The following is a 16,926-nucleotide window of genomic DNA, read 5'->3' as shown; positions in this document are numbered from 1 at the left end:
GGGGGGGGGGGCATCCGCTGGGGGGGGGGGGCCCCCGGTGGGGGGCTTGGGGCCCCCACCCCGGCAACGTGGCGAGGCACCGTGCCAGGCGTCGCGGGCCGGACGGGACTTTCGAAACACGCCCTGATCAGGCGTCCCCCACGACCGGCTGAAGGTCTCCGTCCCGTACGACATCGACATCGACCTGACCGCCATCGACAAGCTGTAGGCGCAACGGCGGGGACGGGTGAGGGGACGGCCCGAGGCGCGCCGACCGCCCGGCGCGCGCCGACTGCGGGACGAGGGGGAAACGTTCCGGCCCGGCCTCGTTACAGTGAAGAACATGAGTTCCTCCCTCCGCTTCGACCGCGGGCACACCGACGACCTGATGGCCTTCCTGATGGCCTCCCCCTCCCCGTACCACGCGGTGGCCACCGCGGCGGCGCGGCTGGAGCGGGCCGGGTTCCGGCAGGTCGAGGAGACCGCGGCCTGGGATGGCACACCCGGGGGGAAGTACGTCCTGCGCGGTGGCGCGATCGTGGCCTGGTACGTGCCGGAAGGCGCCGAGGCGCACACCCCGTACCGGATCGTCGGGGCGCACACCGATTCGCCGAACCTGCGGGTCAAGCCGCTGCCCGACACCGGGGCGCACGGCTGGCGCCAGGTCGCCGTGGAGATCTATGGCGGGACGCTCCTCAACACCTGGCTGGACCGCGATCTCGGCCTCGCCGGACGGATCTCGCTGCGCGGGGACACGCACCGGCTGGTGAACATCGACCGGCCGCTGCTGCGCGTGCCGCAGTTGGCCGTGCACCTGGACCGCTCGGCCAATCCGGACGGTCTGAAGCTCGACCGGCAGAAGCACATGCAGCCGATCTGGGGCCTCGGGGACGTCGAGGAGGGCGACCTGATCCGGTTCGTCGCCGAGGAGGCCGGGGTCGACGCCGATGACGTCATCGGCTGGGACCTGATGCCGCACCCCGTCGAGCCGCCCGCCTACCTGGGCCGGGATCGCGAGCTGCTGGCCGGCCCGCGGATGGACAACCTGCTCTCCGTGCACTCGGCGACCGCGGCTCTCGCCGCCGTCGCCGGGCAGCCGGACGCCGAGCTCCCGTACATCCCGGTCATGGCGGCCTTCGACCACGAGGAGAACGGCTCCCAGTCGGACACCGGCGCCGACGGGCCGCTGCTGGGCACGGTGCTGGAGCGCTCGGTGTTCGCGCGTGGCGGTGCGTACGAGGACCGCGCACGGGCGTTCGCCGGGACCGTCTGCCTCTCCTCCGACACCGGCCACGCCATCCACCCCAACTACGCCGAGCGCCACGACCCCACCCACCACCCGGTGGTCAACGGCGGGCCGATCCTCAAGGTCAACGTCAACATGCGGTACGCGACCGACGGCGGCGGCCGGGCCGTGTTCGCGGAGGCGTGCCGGAAGGCGGGCGTGCCGTGGCAGACGTTCGTCTCCAACAACTCGATGCCGTGCGGCACCACCATCGGGCCGATCACCGCCGCCCGGCACGGCATCCAGACCGTGGACATCGGCGTCCCGATCCTGTCGATGCACAGCGCCCGCGAACTGTGCGGCGCGGACGACCCGTACCTGCTGGCCAACGCGCTGTCGGCGTTCCTGACGGGCTGATCCGCCGGGCCGATGCGCGGAGTTGATGCGCGGAGTTGATGCGCGGAGTTGATGCGCGGAGTTGATGCGCGGAGTTGATGCGCGGAGTTGATGCGCGGAGTTGATGCGCGGGGTTGATGCGCGGGGTTGATCAGCCGGGAGGAGCTCCTCGGGCCGGCGGCCCCACGGCCGGCCGGGAACGGCCGCTCTCGGCTCCCCGACACCCCGATATCCTGGGCCATGCCGTGCCCCCGCCGGGGCGCATCCCGCCCGGAAGGGGAGCCGCACGTGGAGTTCCGGCTGCTCGGCACCGTCTCCGTCGAGACGCTCACCGGACCGCTGCCGCTCGGACCCGCGAAACGCCGCAGCCTGCTCGCCGCGCTGCTGCTGTCCGCCAACACCCCCGTGTCCATGGCCCGGTTGACGGACTCGCTGTGGGACGACACCCCGCCGCGGCACACCCGCGGCGTCATCCAGGGACACGTGTCCCGGCTCCGTGCCCTCCTGGTCGGCGCGGACGCCGGGGCGTACGGGGTGGAGCTGGTCACCCTCGGCGACGCATACCTGCTCCGGCTGCCGGAGTCCCTGCTGGACACGCAACGGTTCGAGGAACTCCTGCTGCTGGCACGGGAGCAGCGCGATCCCGCGAACTCCGTGCTGATGCTCAAGGAGGCCCTGTCCCTGTGGCAGGGCCCGGCGCTCACCGGGGTGTTCGCCGCCCCGCCGCTCCAGGCGGCCGCTCACTCCCTGGAGGAGTCACGGCTGGCGACGGTCGAGCAACTGGCTTACACATATGGGGCGTTGGGCGAGCACAGCCGGGCCGCGGCGGTGCTGCGCACGGAGGCTGCCGCGCATCCGATGCGGGAGTCGCTGGCCGCCGCGCTGATGACGGCGCTGTACCGGGCGGGGCGCCAGTCCGAGGCGCTGGACTGGTTCCACCGCACCCGACGGCTGCTCGCCGAGGAGCTGGGCATCGACCCGGGACACGAACTCGCCGACGCGTACGCCCTGATCCTGCGCGGCGCCCCCGGCCCGGAGCGCGCGGTCGGCCCGGAGCGCGCGGTCGGCCCGGAGCGCGCCGCCGAGCCGGAACGTACGGCCAAAGGAGCGGACGGGACCGACCGCGCGGCCGGAACGGCCCGCACGGACGAAGCGCACCACACACCGGCCCGCACGGACCACGCGGTCCAGACGGACCGTGCGGGCGGACCGGGTCTCGCGGGCCGCGCAGCCGTCCCGCCGCCTCCCCATGCCCCCACCGCCCCGGCTCCGGCCCCGTCGGCCGGCGAACCGCGCCCCGCCGATCTGCTCCCCCGCGCGCCCCGCGGCTTCCAGGGGCGGGCCGCCGATTTGGCCGCGCTCGGCCGGGCTGCGGCGGGCGAGGCACCCGTCTGCCTGGTCACCGGACCGGCCGGGGTGGGGAAGACCGCGCTGGCCCTCCACTGGGCCCACCGCAACGCCGCCGCCTTCCCGGACGGGCGGCTCTTCGCCGATCTGCGCGGGTTCAGCGACACCGGTGAAACCGCGCCCATGGAGGTCCTGCGCGAGTTCCTGCTGGCGCTGGGCGTCGCACCGCGTCGCGTCCCGGAGTCCGTGTCCGCGGCGGCCGCGCTGTTCCGGTCGCTGACCGACCGGCGCCGACTGCTCGTCGTCCTCGACAACGCCCGCGACTCCGCCTCCGTCCGGCCGCTGCTGCCCGGCGGCGCCGACTGCGTCACGCTGGTCACCAGCCGGAACCGGCTGGAGGGCCTCATCGCCTCGGACGCGGCCCGCCCCGTGCCGGTCGATGTCCTCGAACCCCGGGACGGCACCGCCCTGCTGGCCGGAGTACTCGGCGAGGAACGGGTCCTCGCCGAACCCGTGGCGGCCCGGCGGCTCGCCGAGCTGTGCGGGGGCCTGCCCCTGGCCCTGCGGGTCACCGCGGCCCGGCTGGCCGGGCGCCCCCGCTGGACACTGGCGGGCCTGGCCGACGAACTGGCCGACGAACGCAGCCGGCTGACGTACCTCGATGTGGACGACACCGGTGTCCCGGCCGCGCTACGTCTGACCGTGCAGCAGCTGTCGCCGGACGCCGTCCACCAGTTCACCCGGCTCGGACACCACCCCGGCAGCCACTTCGACCCGTACACGGCCGCCGCGCTCGCCGGCACGGACCCGGTCACCGCCGCGGCGGCACTGGAACGGCTCGCCACCGCCCATCTCGTCACCGAGACGGCTCCCGGGCGCTGGATTCTGCACGACCTGGTGCGCCTCTACGCCCGCGGCCTGGACCCGGCGTCCGCGGACGAGGCGCTCCGCAATGTCCTCGACCACTACATCGCCACCGCGCTCGCCGCCGCCGACACGGCCGAACCCGGCGGTGAGCCCTGCTTCGTCCTGCCGGAGGACTTCCGCGCGCCCGCCGCGGTCCGGGACTTCACCGACCGGGCGACGGCCATGCGCTGGCTGGCCGCCGAACGCGACGATCTGGCCCTCGCCGCCGTGGCGGCCCGGACCGCGGGACACCACGACCGGGCCTGGCGGATCGTCCTCCTCCAGTGGCCGCAGGTCGTGTGGCGGGTACGGGACAACTGGTCGCCGCTGCTGGAACTGGCCCTCGGCTCCGCCCGCGCCGAGAAGGACCCGTACGCCGAGTCGCGGGTGCTCAACCTGCTGGGCTGGGTGCTCACCGAGGAGGGCAGGACCGCGGAGGCCATCGCCCTGCTGGAACGCTCGCCCGGTCTCGCCCGGCAGGCCGGTGACCGGCTCGGCGAGGCGACCGCGCTGATCAACCTGGCCGTCGTCCAGGCCGAGGACGGCGGGCTCGACGCGGCGTTGGAGGACTGCGCCCGCGCCGTCGGCCTGGCACGCGAGGAGGGCGACGCGCACACGGAGATGCTCGCCCTGCAGCATCTCGCCCGGATGCAGCTCACCGCGAACCGGCCTCAGGACGCCCTCGACTCCGCCCGCGCGGCCCTCGGCCTCGGGCCCGAACGGGAGGAGGCCCGCCGGGTACTGCTGCTGACCGTCGACGGAGAGGCCAGGCTGGCGCTCGGCGACGAGGAGGAGGGCATCCGGATGCTGAACCTGGCGGCAGCGGAGGCGGAACGCGCCGAGTACGACCACGGGGCGGTGCGGGCCCTCGAAGCCCTGCTGCGGGTCACCGCACGCGCGGAGTACCGCAGACGGTACGAAGAGGCGGTCAGACGGCTCGCCGTCGGCGACGTCTGAGCCTGCGCCGCCGCGTGCGTTCCCACCGTTCGAACGGGCGGGAACGTCAGCGGGACGTCAGCGGGACAACAGCGGAACATGAGCGACGCGCCCCAGACTCATGGATGTCAGCAGGTCAGAGGCGCCCGCCGGATGACCGGGGCCGAGGCGTCCGCCTCCCATCGCACCCGTCACACTCGTCACACTCGGGGGAAAAGAACCATGAGTACCTTCCGCAGCCGCTCCGCCGCCCTCGCCGCCGCGACCACCGCCGTGCTCGCCCTGGCCCTCACCGCCTGCGGCGGCAACGACGACACCGGCACGAAGTCCGCCGGCCCGGCGAACGACGCCGCGGCGGCTGCCGCCGGGGCGGACTCCTCCCAGTCCGCCACCGACGGGGCGACCGCGACCACCGCGAAGTCCGGCGATGCCGCGCAGAACACCGGGACCACGAAGACGGGCACCTCGAAGACCGGCACGTCCAACGGCAGCACCAGCACGGGGGGCGGCAACACCAGCGACAGCTACGCCTACGCGCACCCGTGCAAGAGCGGGGACCTGTCGGTGCGCGTGTACCCCCGCCAGGGCTCGGCCACCCAGCACGTGATCGAGGTCAACAACGTCGGCGCGAACTCCTGCGGTCTGAGCTACTTCCCGCGGGTCAGCCTGGGCGCCGCGAAGGCCTCGGACCACAGCTCCGACATCGCGCCGGCCGTCCCCGGCGGCCTGGGCGGCGCACCCGCGTACCCGGTCAAGCCCAAGACGGCCGCCATCGCGGTGATCGACCTCAACCCGAGCGGCGCGAACGGTCTGACCTGGATCAACGAGATGAGCGTGCTCGCCGACGGAGACCACATGCCCAACGCGGAGACGCAGAACTTCGAGCTCGGCCCCGATGTGAAGGTGCGCGACCCGAAGCTCGGCCTGTACCGGAGCACGGTCGCCGAAGCGGTGAGCTCCATGAAGCAGGCGGGCACCTCCTGACCCGCTGAGCCCGGCCGTACGACGAGCCCCGCGGGACGCGGCCCCCGCCTCGCCGCGCACACCGCACACACCGCCCACACCTCTCCCGGCGCGGAAGCCCCTCCGCGTCCGGGGCTCCGCGCGCGCCGTCAGGCCCGTTCCTGCTCCTGTTCCTGCTCCTGCTCCTGCTCCTGCTCCTGCTCGTCCAGCCCTGCCAGCACCAGCGGCAGTCGGGGCGTTCCCTCCGCGCTCAAGCGGACGGGGACGCCCCAGTCCTGTTGGTGGACGTGGCAGGCCGGGTACTCGTTCGACGGATCGTCGTCGCAGGAGGCGGCCATCGCGGAGACGTGCAGCACCCCCTCGGTGATCCCGTCGGCCAGGACCAGGTCGCGGAAGAGGCCGGTACCGGCACCGGCCCCTTCCGCCAGGAGTTCCGGCGGGGTCGCGGAGACCAGCAGCCGCGTCGACGGGCCGTACCGGGTGTCCAGCTTCTGGCCGGCGGGCGCCCGGAAGACCACGTCGAGCCGGAGCGTGCCGGGAGCGATCTCGGTGGCGGCCCGCTGCGTGCGGTGCGCCCGGTCGTCGACGCGGACGGCCTCCTCGGGCAGCCGCAGCCGGGTCAGCCGGTGCCGGGCGGACTCGACGACCACGAGGTCGCCGTCGGCCGGCACGGCGTCGCTGGGCTCGCGCAGATCCGTGGCCAGGGTGGTGACCTCGTCGCTCGCGGGGTCGTAGCGCCGCAGCGCGTGGTTGTACGTGTCGCAGACGGCGACGGACCCGTCGGGCAGGGCGGTCACCCCCAGCGGATGCTGGAACAGCGCCTGGTCCGCGGCACCGTCGCGGTGCCCGAAGTCGAAGAGCCCGGTGCCGACGGCCGTACGGACGGCGAAGCCGGTGCCGTCGCGCTCGACGTACCGGAGCGCCGACGTCTCCGAGTCCGCGACCCACAGCCGTTCCCCGTCCGCCGACACGGCGAGCCCCGAGGGCTGGGCGAACCACGCCGCCTCGGCCGGTCCGTCGACCAGGCCCTCGTTGGTCGTGCCCGCCGCAACCCGCACGGTCTCCGTCGCGGGGTCGTAGGACCACAGCTGGTGGACCCCCGCCATGGCGATCCACAGCCGGTCCGCGAACCAGGCGACGTCCCAGGGCGAGGAGAGGTCGACCTCGCGGGCCGGGCCGGACGTCGGCGACCCCTGCCACCACTGGCGACCGGTACCGGCGAGGGTCGTCACCGTTCCCGTGGTGCGGTCCAGGGCCCGGAGGGCGTGATTCACCGTGTCCGCGACCGCGATCCGGCCGTCGGGCAGCACGGCGAGTCCCTGCGGTTCGGAGAACCGGGCCTCGTCTGCCGCGCCGTCGGCGTATCCCCGGTCGCCGGTACCGACGTGGCGGCGCACCGTCTCGCCGTCCGCTTCGAGCTCGACCAGGCGGTGACGGGTGGTGTCGGAGACGAGGAAGCCCCCGTCGGGCAGGAGCAGTGCCTTGCCGGGAAACCGCAGATGCGTGGCGACCGGCTCGGGCGGGACGTAGGGGCCGTCGCCGCGCCGCAGCGTGCCCTTCGCCGCGTGCTCCGTCTCCAGCTCCTCGACCAGCTTCTCGATGGCGTGCGCATGGCCCTCGCCCGCGTGCTGCGCGACGACGTAGCCCTCGGGGTCGATGACGACCAGGGTGGGCCAGGCCCGTACGGCGTACTGCTTCCAGGTCGCCAGCTCCGGGTCGTCGAGGACCGGATGCCGGACCTCGTACCGCTCGACCGCGTCGACGACCGCCTCGTGCTCGGCCTCGTGGACGAACTTCGGCGAGTGGACCCCGATGATCACGACGGTGTCGCGGTGCTTCTCCTCCAGCTCGCGCAGCTCGTCGAGGACGTGCAGACAGTTCACACAGCAGAAGGTCCAGAAATCTAGCACCAATGTGCGACCCCGGAAGTCCGCGAGGGACAGTTCCTTGCCGCCGGTGTTGATCCAGGACCGTCCTTGCAGCTCAGGAGCGCGGACGCGGGCACGCTTACTCATGCCGTCAAGGGTGCCACTGCTGCCGCAGTGGGTACGACGGCGCCGCCTCACCACGCAAGCCTCACTACGTCCGGGGACACCAGCCACTCAGCGCCCCCGCCCACGGGCCGCAGGAACGCCGTAGGACGCTTACGACCTGGGGATTCGGCAGGATCCTCATGGTCGGGGATCACGTCGCGCAGGATGCCGACACGCCCCGCCTCATCCTCAACCCGAGTACCGATGTCCGCCCGCGTGATCACTCGTGACCGTCCGGGTGACGGCGCAAGAAGACGTTGCAGTCGGTCACCGTGGTCATATCGCCCCCCGCACGCGCACGGTCCCGCACGTCGGCGAGTTCGGCGCATCCCGCGCACCCCTCCACAGGTGTCGGCTCCAGCTCGAAGCACAACGGAAGTTCAACCGGGTTTGTCTGGTACCGCGTCGGTTCGCTCATGCCGCCATCGTGGCGTTTCCTCACGGACGTATCTGCGCCCGAGGCGGGGACAGTTGAGCCGTTGCCCGCTACGGTCCCAGAAAGGCCCAAACGTCAACGGGAGACCTCTTGAACTCTTCGCTACGCTCAGCTATGGCGGATGCCAGTCTCACTCCACGTCAGCTTGCCATGCATATTGGTGTGACTGGCAAGACAGTCGAACGTTGGCTCGCGGACGCAGAGCTGACGCCTCATGCACGAAACCGCGATGACGCCTGCCGGGCGTTGGGGGTGGACGAAGAGATGATCTGGCCGCAGGTAGTCAAGGACCGCATCAAGAGCGGGCATGACCGTGAACTCGTCCACAGCTATCCGTACCGTTCCGCGTGTTCCTCTACGGTGTGGAGCGAGTTGGTCAGCGACGCGAGCGGAGACCTGTTCTTCGCCGGGTACACGAACTACTTCCTCTGGACTCAGGTGCCCGCATTCCCTGAGACGCTCCGCCGGAAGGCCGACTCAGGATGCCGTGTGCGCTTCCTGCTGGGCGATCCCGATGGAGAAGTGACCCGTCAGCGCGAAGGCATCGAAGACGTGGCCCTGACCGTCTCCACACGCATCAGGATCACGCTGGAACATCTGGACCGACTCGGCCCCGTGGAAGGGATTGAAGCCCGGTTCAGCGCCCGGGAAGACGCGATGAATCATGTGAGCCTCTCAGTCTTCCGCTTCGATCAGCACGCGTTGGTGACACCCCACCTCGCCCGACTGGTCGGACACGACTCCCCTCTCCTCCACCTGCGCAGACAGGGGAACAGCGGCATGTTCGATCGCTTTGCGGAGCACAGCGAAGAACTCTGGGACAGGGGCGTACCCGCGAACGTCTGACTATGCGTACCCGATCACGAGAGAGACCGCCCACCCATAGGCGAACGGTCTCTCGGGTCGGGGTCACTCCGTGTCGGCAAGCGCCCGATACAGCGTCGCACAGGACACCTTCAGAGCCATTGGCAATGGCCGTGGCACTTTCCCTCTGAGCCTTTCGCGCCTTAGCCACAGCAAGCTTCCGGCACGCCCCAAAGCGCTTGTCCATCGCTGCGACAAGGCGCGCTTGCCCGTCACCGTGCCCAGCGAGCGAGCCAAGACGGGTTCCGCCGTGACGAACGCCTTCCACACCGCAGAAGTGCACACATGCACGCTGCGAGGTGCGGTGCCCAGGTTCCGCACCCATGACGCAGGGTCGTTCAGCGGCGCGCGAAATGCATCGAACTGTGGTGCCAGAGCCATGAGTTGCGTTGCCCGCGCATCGGAAGCGGACTCTCTGCTGTCCATCGACCGCATCACCACCGACCGCCCCTACTACTCCGGCAAGCACAAACGCCACGGCATGAACGTCCAGGTCATCACCGATCCGCTGGGACGCCTGCTCTGGGCCTCACCTGCCCTGCCAGGCGCCGTCCACGACATCAAGGCCGCACGAACCCACGCCATCATCGAAGCGCTCACCCAAGCCGGCATCCGGACGTGGGCAGACAAGGGATATCAGGGAGCTCGGAGGACGATCCGGGTGCCTTACCGGGGCCGCTGGAGCACGCTCCCAGCCGGGAAGCGGGCGGTGAACTCCTCCCACGCCAGCATCCGAGCCGTCGGCGAGCAGGCCAACGCCACCCTCAAGAGCTGGCGGCTCCTGCGCAACTCCGTTGCAGCACCGCCCGCATCACCGACATCGTCAAGGCCGTCCTGGCCTTGCACCGCGCCATGTCAGCGTGAGGTCGGCGCAGCCTGAAGCATGGACAAGGACAGCGCCGCCATCAACGACACCAAGGGAGCCGCTCACCGTGGCAGACGTCAGAGTGACTTACGACAAGGCTGCGGACGCAGCGTACGTGTACCTCATCGAACCACAGGCCTGCGTGAAGTCCGCGCGCATGTATCCCTGCGATCCGGTGGATGCCGACGCCGTGATCAACCTCGACTTCGACGAACATGGCCGCCTTATCGGCATCGAGGTGTTGGCGGCCAGTTCAAAACTGCCTGAGTACCTGCTCCAGTCCGCGGAGCGGCTGGACACCGAAGGTGTATGAAACAGTCGAGCACCGCAGTCGCAGCGACCTCACCACGTTCTGCAGCAGGTTGGAAAAGGCTAACTCTCAGGTAACCCTAGTGCTCAGCCCACGCGATCTCGCAGCGCTCACGACCGACGAAACGCGCCCCACGCCGCCCCTTGCTGACGGTCACGGAGTCCATCGCAAGCCGGAGCCGTTCCCGACGCGCCGCCGTATCGTCCGTCACCCACGCCTTCCGTAGCAGCTCACCGTCCAGTAGCGGGGAAATATCAATGGTCGGCGCGGGCATCTCGGCGAGGCCGACGCGCAGCCCGTCAATGCGCCCTCGGAGCCTTCCGGCAAGCCTGTTGTATCGGTCGATGGCTTCCGCTCCGCTGAACTCGCCGCGCACGTAACGAGCTTCCTCAAGGTCAGTGAGACGCGCTTCCTCTTCCCTGATCTCCGCCTCGATCGCATCGCGCTTCGCAAACACTTCCGGGTCTTCCTGCTTCACCCAGCGCTCCGCGATGACGGCAAGCAGGTCGTCGTCGGGCTCAAGCGCGGGAAGACGGCTCAGAAAAGCATCGCTCACATAGGCATCGAGGCTCTCGACTCGTGCGCTGACTCCAATGCAGCCACGTCCCATCCGGTTCGAGGAGCAGACATATGACGTTCCCGCCTGGCTCATACGTGACCCGCACAGACCACAGCGGGCAATACCGGTGAGGAGCGCCGTTCCCTGCTTGTGTCCGTGACGCTTTCCGGCAAGCGGGAAGGTGCGGGATTCAAGCTGTCTGATGACGAGTTCGCGCTCTCCCACCGTGATGATGCCTTCACCGATGCTTACGGTGTCCAGCGTCTCGGGGTCGCGGTACGGAATGACCTTCGAGCTGTACTTCCGGGTTCCGTCCGCCGCCTCTTCGTACACGGTCTGAGGCATGAGACCGGCGAAGGCAGGTCCGCGAAGCAGTTGCATCACGCTGGACGAATTCCACAGTCCACCACGCGCCGACTCGATCCCGTGCTCATTCAGAAACCGAGCCACATGAACCAGCGCCTTCCCCGAGAGCGCTTCATCAGCGATCAGACGCGCGTAAACAGCCGTCTCCGGGTCATGTACAAGCCTCTTGGTATCCGGGTCGACCTTGAGTCCATAGGGGGGCTGACCGCCAATCCACTGGCCACGCTGCCGCAGGTACCGCTTAGCGCTGCCGACGCGCATTCCCAGGTTCCGGGACTCATTGCGGGCAAGCTCGGCGAGGAGTGCGATGGTGACGCGGGCGCTGTCATTCAACGTGTCCAGACCGTCCATGACGGACACGAGTCGTCCACCCGCACGGCTGAAGTCGTCCAGCGCCTTGCCCACTTCACCGATTCCCTTGCGGCTCAACCGGTCAAGCTTCCACACGATCAGCACGCCGACGACTCCGGATGTCACTGCGGTGATCGCAGCGTCGAAGCCCTTGCGGCTGACGCTCTTGTAACCGGACCGTCCCCGGTCGATGTGGACCTTGCGGACCGTGATCCCATTGCGCTCCGCCCAAGCTCGGCAGTCGGCTTCCTGGCGGTCGATTGCTGTCTTGCCCTCCCGGTCCAGTGACAGGCGTAGGTACAGGTCAGCAATGGTGTGGTTATGCACGGCTTCACCCTATCTGGAGTTCCCTCAATGATTCAGGACATCCAGAAGTCCAGGACGACAATGCGTCCTCGCAGGTCGGCAAGGGTGTACTGCCGGTCTCCCGTATTGAGCCAGCCGCCCTTGCCGATCAGCTCGGGGGCCCTGACGCGCGCACGTGTTGACATGTCGAAAGTCAACAGCACCGTGGCCCTCACGCATTCCGGAGGGTGCGCGCGGGCCGGAGGGTTCCGTAGGGGTCCATGTGCTCCGGAGGCGGGGTCCGCGTCTTCCCGGGGTCCGCGTGTTCCCGGCGTCCGCGTGTTCCCGGGGTCCGCGTGTTCCGGAGGGTCATGGGGGAACCTGTGGGCCATGAGATTCCAGGTGCGGGAACGCCTCTTCGGTATCGGTGACGACTACTGGATCGAGGACACGGACGGCCGCAAGGTCTTCCTCGTCGACGGCAAGGCCATGCGGCTGCGGGACACCTTCGAGCTGAAGGACACCGAGGGCCGCGTACTGGTCGAAATCCATAAGAAGCTGTTCAGCCTCCGCGACACGATGCTCATCGAGCGCGGCGGCGAACAGCTCGCCACGATCAGGCGCAAGCGACTGTCGCTGCTGCGCAACCACTACCGGGTCACGCTGGTCGACGGCACCGAGCTGGACGTCGGCGGCAGGATCCTCGACCGCGAATTCGCCGTCGAGTACGACGGGGAGCTGCTGGCCCAGATCTCGCGCCGCCGGCTGACCGTCCGTGACACCTACGGCATCGACATCGTGCGGGAGGACGCCGACGCGGCACTGCTCATCGCCGTGTCGGTGTGCGTCATCGTGCTCGCGGAGAAGGAGCACGAGGGCTGACCCGGCCCGGCCCGGTTCGATCAGGACCGCCCCGGCCCGGCCCAGCCCAGCTCGGCTCGGGCCGGGCCGGGCCGGGCCGAGCCCGGGGCCACCTGTACGCGCGGACCGGACCTGTGGCTACGCGCGGACCGGAGGCGGGGCCAGTCCGAGCCGACGGTCCTTGAGCGCGGGGAACTGTTCGCGGGTCGTCGCCACCTTCTCCGGGTCGAACTCCACGCTCAGCACCTCCTCCTGCGCACCCGCCTCCGCGAGCGTCTCGCCCCAGGGGTCGACGACGATGCTGTGGCCGGCCTGCGGGACCCCGCCGTGGGTTCCGGCGGTGGCGACGGCCAGGACGTACGCCTGGTTCTCGACGGCGCGGGCCCTGGCCAGCAGCGTCCAGTGCGAGCGGCGCCGCTCGGGCCAGCCCGCCGCGACGACCAGGGTCTCGGCGCCCGCGTCCACCAGCCCCCGGAACAGCTCCGGGAAGCGCAGGTCGTAACAGGTGGCGAGGCCCAGCGTGGTCTGCGGCAGGTCCACCGTGACCAGTCCCTCGCCCGCGCCCATCATGACCGCCTCGCCCTGGTCGAAGCCGAAGCGGTGGATCTTGCGGTACGCGGCGGCCCGCTCGCCCTCGGGCGTGAAGACGAGCGCGGTGTTGTAGAGCGTGCCGTCGGGCGCGAGCTCGACGAAGGAGCCCGCGTGCAGCCAGACACCGGCGTCCGCCGCGGCCTTCGCCATGATGGTGTGGGTGGGCCCCTGGAGCGGTTCGGCCTCGTCCCGGAAGGAGTCGTACGCGAAGGCGCCGACCGGCCAGAGCTCGGGCAGGACCACCAGATCCGCGCCGCGCTGGGCGGAGACCAGCGAAGCCGCACGCTGCCTGCGGGAATCGACGGATTCGTCCGGGTCTACCGCGATCTGGATGAGGGAGGCGCGCACACTACCACCGTCCTGGCATTCGAGTCGTCAACACAGGCCTACGATCGTCACACGAAAGCACTGCCGGGGTGCCTGCTCGCAGCGTAACTTAGCGATCGAACCTCCCACGCAGTCCGCCGCCCGCGCCCAGCACTCCAGCCCATGCACCGCAGAACCGCACGAGGGGTCCCGTGACCGTCCATCCCAGCCTTCAGAACTACGCCGATGCCTGGACCCACTCCATCGAGGCGATAGCCGAGCTGGTGAAGCCGCTCGCCGAAGGGGAGTGGAACGGCCGTACGCCGTGTCCCGCCTGGTCCGTGCGCGACATCGTGTCGCACATCATCGGCATGGAGTCCGAACAGCTCGGCGATCCGCGCCCGATCCACTCACTGCCGCGTGACCTGTACCACATGCAGAACGACCTGGCCCGCTACATGGAGATGCAGGTCGACGTGCGGCGCCACCACACCTCGCCGGAGATGCTCGCCGAACTGGAGTACACGATCATTCGGCGCGCCCGTCAGCTCCGCAACGAGAACCGCGCCCCGGAGACCATGGTCCGAGCCCCGCTCGGCACCGAGCAGACCCTTGAACTGGCCCTGCGGATGCGGGCCTTCGACGTCTGGGTGCACGAGCAGGATCTGCGGGTGGCACTGGGCCGGCCCGGCAACCTGGACTCGCCCGGGGCCACCATCGTCCGGGACGTCCTGCTGGAGGCGTTGCCGAAGGTGGTCGCCAAGGACGCGGGGGCGCCGCCGCTTTCGGCGGTGGTGATCGATGTGAACGGCCCGGTGGAGTTCCTGCGCACGGTCAGGGTCGACGCGGAGGGCCGGGGCTCGGTGGACGGTTCGCCGTCGCTCGGGCCGGCCGTGACCCTGGCGATGGACTGGGAGACGTACTCCCGGCTGGCCTGCGGGCGGATGCGCGCGGGCGCGGTGCCGGATCGAGTCAAGGTCGAGGGCGACCAGGACCTGGCGGACGCGATCCTGCGGAACTTCGCCGTGACGCCGTGAAGTCCTGCCGCGTCGCCCTACGGCGTGGGGTCCTGGCGTCCTGACGCCTCCTCCGGTGCCACCCGTGCCACCGAGGTCGGCGGCGCCCGTCGAACGAGGACGGGCGCGCCGCCGAGCCGGCCCGACGGGCACCACGCGGGCACAGGGCCGGGCCCGCGCGGGCGGATCGCACGGGCCGGCGGTCGTGGACGGCCGCACGGCACGCGGATCACACCGCTCACACCGCTCACACCAGTCACACCGGTACGTGCACGGCCTCCACACGGCTGATCACGTGCTGTTCGCGCTCGCGGTGCGCGGCCCGGGAGCGCAGCCGCAGGATCTGGACGACGCCGAGCGCCTCCAGCACGAAGACCGAGGCGAACGCGATCCGGTAGTCGTCACCGGTGCTGTCCAGCAGCACACCGATGGCGAACAGCGTGGTCATCGAGGCGGTGAAGCCGCCCATGTTGACGATGCCCGACGCCGTGCCCTGCCGCTCCGGCGGGTTCGCCGGCCGCGCGAAGTCGAAGCCGATCATCGACGCGGGACCGCAGGCGCCGAGCACCACGCACAGGACGATCAGCAGCCACATCGGAGCGTGGTCGCCCGGGAAGAAGATGACCGACGCCCAGAGCAGCGCCGTCACCGCGACCGTCCCCAGGGCCAGCGGGGCACGGGCCGCGTGGTGCCGGGCGATGACCTGCCCGTAGACGAGCCCGAACGCCATGTTGGAGAGCACCACCAGCGTCAGCAGCTCACCGGCGGTGGACCGGCTGAGCCCCTGCGCCTCCACCAGGAACGGCAGCCCCCACAGCAGCAGGAACACCATGGCCGGGAACTGCGTGGTGAAGTGCACCCACATGCCGAGCCGGGTGCCCGGTTCCCGCCAGGCGGCGGCGATCTGCTTGCGCACGAAGGCCGCGCCCGTGTGCGCGACGGGCGGCGGCTCGTGCCCCTCGGGGTGGTCCTTCAGGAACAGGAGCAGAAGCACCAGAACGACGACCCCGGCGACGGAGCTGCCGACGAAGGTGGTGGTCCAGCCGAGCCCGTGCAGGGCCCGCGCGATGAAGAGCGTCGAGACGAGGTTGCCCGCCATCCCGAACAGCGCGGCGATCTGGCCGATCAGCGGACCGCGCCGGGCCGGGAACCAGCGGGCGCCCAGCCGCAGCACACTGATGAACGTCATCGCGTCGCCGCAGCCGAGCAGGGCCCTGGACGCCAGCGCCATGCCGTACGAGGGCGAGAGCGCGAAGCCGAGCTGCCCGAGCGTGAACAGGACGGTCCCGAGCGCGAGGACCTTCTTCGTGCCGAGCCGGTCGACCATCAGGCCGACAGGTATCTGCATGCCCGCGTAGACGAGCAGCTGAAGGATGGAGAACGTGGAGAGTGCGGAGGCGTTGACGTGGAATCGGTCGGCGGCGTCGAGTCCGGCGACGCCCAGGCTGGTACGGAAGATGATGGCGACGAAGTAGACGGCGACCCCGATGCCCCACACCCATGCGGCACGCCGGCCGCCGGGTGGATCGCCGGGCAATGAAAGGGTGGGAGCGGCGCCCGAACTCACCGGTCCTCACCCCTGACCAGCACCTTGACCCGGCCCACGTGGCGCCGTACGACCTGCGCGGCGCCGTCCGCGTCCCCGGACCTGATCGCCTCCAGCAGCTCGCCGTGTTCGGTGATGTTCGCGGCGATCCTGTCCGGATGCGCCTCCATCACGGCGACCCCCATCCTCAGCTGACGATCCCTCAACTGGTCGTAGAGGCGGGCGAGGATGCCATTGCCCGCGTTGCGCACGATCTCCGCGTGGAAACAGCGGTCCTTCACGGACACCGCCGCCAGGTCACCATCCCGGGCCAACTGCCGCTGCTCGTCCAGCAGTTCTTCGAGTCGCTCGATCAACCGCGCCGAAGCGGGAACGGCCTTGCGGGCCGCGAACTCCTCGACCAGCAGCCGGGTCTCCACCACGTCGGCGATCTCCTGCGCGGAGACGGCGAGCACGAGGGCGCCCTTCTTGGGGTAGAGCTTGAGCAGCCCCTCGACCTCCAGCCGGAGCAGCGCCTCGCGCACCGGGGTGCGCGACACCCCGACCGCCTCGGCGAGATGGCCCTCGGTGAGCAGCGTGCCGCCCTCGTAACGACGGTTCAGGACCGCTTCCTTGACATGGGCGTAGACCCGTTCGGCCGCGGGCGGCTGCTTGGCCTCCCTCGCCGGCTTGGCCGACTTCGCGGACACCTTCACGTCGGTCTTCACGGTGGACTCGGTTGTGGGCGCGGCAGGGATCTTCACGACGGGGAGAGGGGAAGGCATGCACACATGATAGATACAACA

14 protein-coding genes and 1 pseudogene are annotated in these 16,926 nt (G+C 70.4%); 8 read left to right on the top strand and 7 right to left on the bottom strand.

All coding sequences use genetic code 11. The annotated features are described in order from the left end of the window. Positions 1-322 precede the first annotated feature (322 nt). From ACFYXM_RS06880 to ACFYXM_RS06870, 3 genes are all read left to right on the top strand, one after another. Positions 323-1,621, top strand: coding sequence for a M18 family aminopeptidase (locus ACFYXM_RS06880; RefSeq protein WP_389287545.1), 1,299 nt, complete (start codon positions 323-325; stop codon positions 1,619-1,621). Between the two features lie 267 nt (positions 1,622-1,888). After that, on the top strand, positions 1,889-4,810 hold the full coding sequence (locus tag ACFYXM_RS06875) for a BTAD domain-containing putative transcriptional regulator (RefSeq protein WP_389287543.1): 2,922 nt from the start codon (positions 1,889-1,891) through the stop codon (positions 4,808-4,810). Between the two features lie 201 nt (positions 4,811-5,011). After that, positions 5,012-5,773, top strand: coding sequence for a DUF4232 domain-containing protein (locus ACFYXM_RS06870; protein WP_389287541.1), 762 nt, complete (start codon positions 5,012-5,014; stop codon positions 5,771-5,773). 128 nt (positions 5,774-5,901) lie between these two features. On the opposite strand, the gene ACFYXM_RS06865 is transcribed toward ACFYXM_RS06870, so the two are convergent. After that, on the bottom strand, positions 5,902-7,767 hold the full coding sequence (locus ACFYXM_RS06865; protein ID WP_389287539.1) for an NHL domain-containing thioredoxin family protein: 1,866 nt from the start codon (positions 7,765-7,767) through the stop codon (positions 5,902-5,904). 238 nt (positions 7,768-8,005) lie between these two features. After that, positions 8,006-8,203, bottom strand: a complete 198-nt coding sequence (locus ACFYXM_RS06860; protein WP_389287537.1) for a hypothetical protein — start codon at positions 8,201-8,203, stop codon at positions 8,006-8,008. 282 nt (positions 8,204-8,485) lie between these two features. On the opposite strand from ACFYXM_RS06860, the gene ACFYXM_RS06855 reads away from it, so the two are divergent. The 3 genes and pseudogenes from ACFYXM_RS06855 (at position 8,486) to ACFYXM_RS06845 (ending at position 10,263) form a co-directional block, all read left to right on the top strand. Then, positions 8,486-9,067, top strand: a complete 582-nt coding sequence (locus ACFYXM_RS06855; protein ID WP_389287718.1) for an XRE family transcriptional regulator — start codon at positions 8,486-8,488, stop codon at positions 9,065-9,067. A 430-nt stretch (positions 9,068-9,497) separates the two neighbouring features. Continuing rightward, a pseudogene (locus ACFYXM_RS06850) lies at positions 9,498-9,949 on the top strand (transposase family protein); the annotation flags it as partial. Between the two features lie 68 nt (positions 9,950-10,017). Next, entirely contained in the window at positions 10,018-10,263 is a 246-nt protein-coding gene (locus ACFYXM_RS06845; RefSeq protein WP_389287535.1) for a DUF2283 domain-containing protein, read from the top strand. Positions 10,264-10,339: 76 nt separating this feature from the next. Here the strand turns inward: ACFYXM_RS06845 and ACFYXM_RS06840 are convergent, their stop codons facing one another. Then, a complete protein-coding gene (locus ACFYXM_RS06840; RefSeq protein WP_389287533.1) occupies positions 10,340-11,863 on the bottom strand; it encodes a recombinase family protein in 1,524 nt (507 codons plus the stop codon). A 32-nt stretch (positions 11,864-11,895) separates the two neighbouring features. Then, on the bottom strand, positions 11,896-12,027 hold the full coding sequence (locus ACFYXM_RS06835; RefSeq protein WP_389287730.1) for a hypothetical protein: 132 nt from the start codon (positions 12,025-12,027) through the stop codon (positions 11,896-11,898). 184 nt (positions 12,028-12,211) lie between these two features. Here ACFYXM_RS06835 and ACFYXM_RS06830 point away from each other — a divergent pair, with 184 nt between their 5' ends. Then, a complete protein-coding gene (locus tag ACFYXM_RS06830; protein ID WP_389287531.1) occupies positions 12,212-12,703 on the top strand; it encodes an LURP-one-related/scramblase family protein in 492 nt (163 codons plus the stop codon). A 117-nt stretch (positions 12,704-12,820) separates the two neighbouring features. On the opposite strand, the gene ACFYXM_RS06825 is transcribed toward ACFYXM_RS06830, so the two are convergent. Further along, positions 12,821-13,621, bottom strand: a complete 801-nt coding sequence (locus ACFYXM_RS06825; RefSeq protein ID WP_389287529.1) for a carbon-nitrogen family hydrolase — start codon at positions 13,619-13,621, stop codon at positions 12,821-12,823. Positions 13,622-13,791: 170 nt separating this feature from the next. Between ACFYXM_RS06825 and ACFYXM_RS06820 the strand changes: the two genes are divergently transcribed. Continuing rightward, on the top strand, positions 13,792-14,616 hold the full coding sequence (locus ACFYXM_RS06820) for a maleylpyruvate isomerase family mycothiol-dependent enzyme (protein WP_389287527.1): 825 nt from the start codon (positions 13,792-13,794) through the stop codon (positions 14,614-14,616). A gap of 235 nt (positions 14,617-14,851) precedes the next feature. Here ACFYXM_RS06820 and ACFYXM_RS06815 read toward each other — a convergent pair whose 3' ends face one another. Beyond that, on the bottom strand, positions 14,852-16,162 hold the full coding sequence (locus tag ACFYXM_RS06815; protein WP_389287524.1) for a nitrate/nitrite transporter: 1,311 nt from the start codon (positions 16,160-16,162) through the stop codon (positions 14,852-14,854). Further along, the gene (locus tag ACFYXM_RS06810) at positions 16,159-16,878 is read right to left on the bottom strand and encodes a GntR family transcriptional regulator (RefSeq protein WP_389287716.1); all 720 of its coding nucleotides are present in this window, start codon (positions 16,876-16,878) and stop codon (positions 16,159-16,161) included. The genes ACFYXM_RS06815 and ACFYXM_RS06810 overlap by 4 nt, the downstream gene beginning before the upstream one ends. Between the last annotated feature and the right edge of the window lie 48 nt (positions 16,879-16,926).

Source organism: Streptomyces sp. NPDC002476 (assembly GCF_042889785.1).
GTDB lineage: Bacteria > Actinomycetota > Actinomycetes > Streptomycetales > Streptomycetaceae > Streptomyces.
The sequence above is the reverse complement of the archived record's forward strand: the minus strand, read 5'-3'. Positions and strand labels throughout refer to the sequence as shown.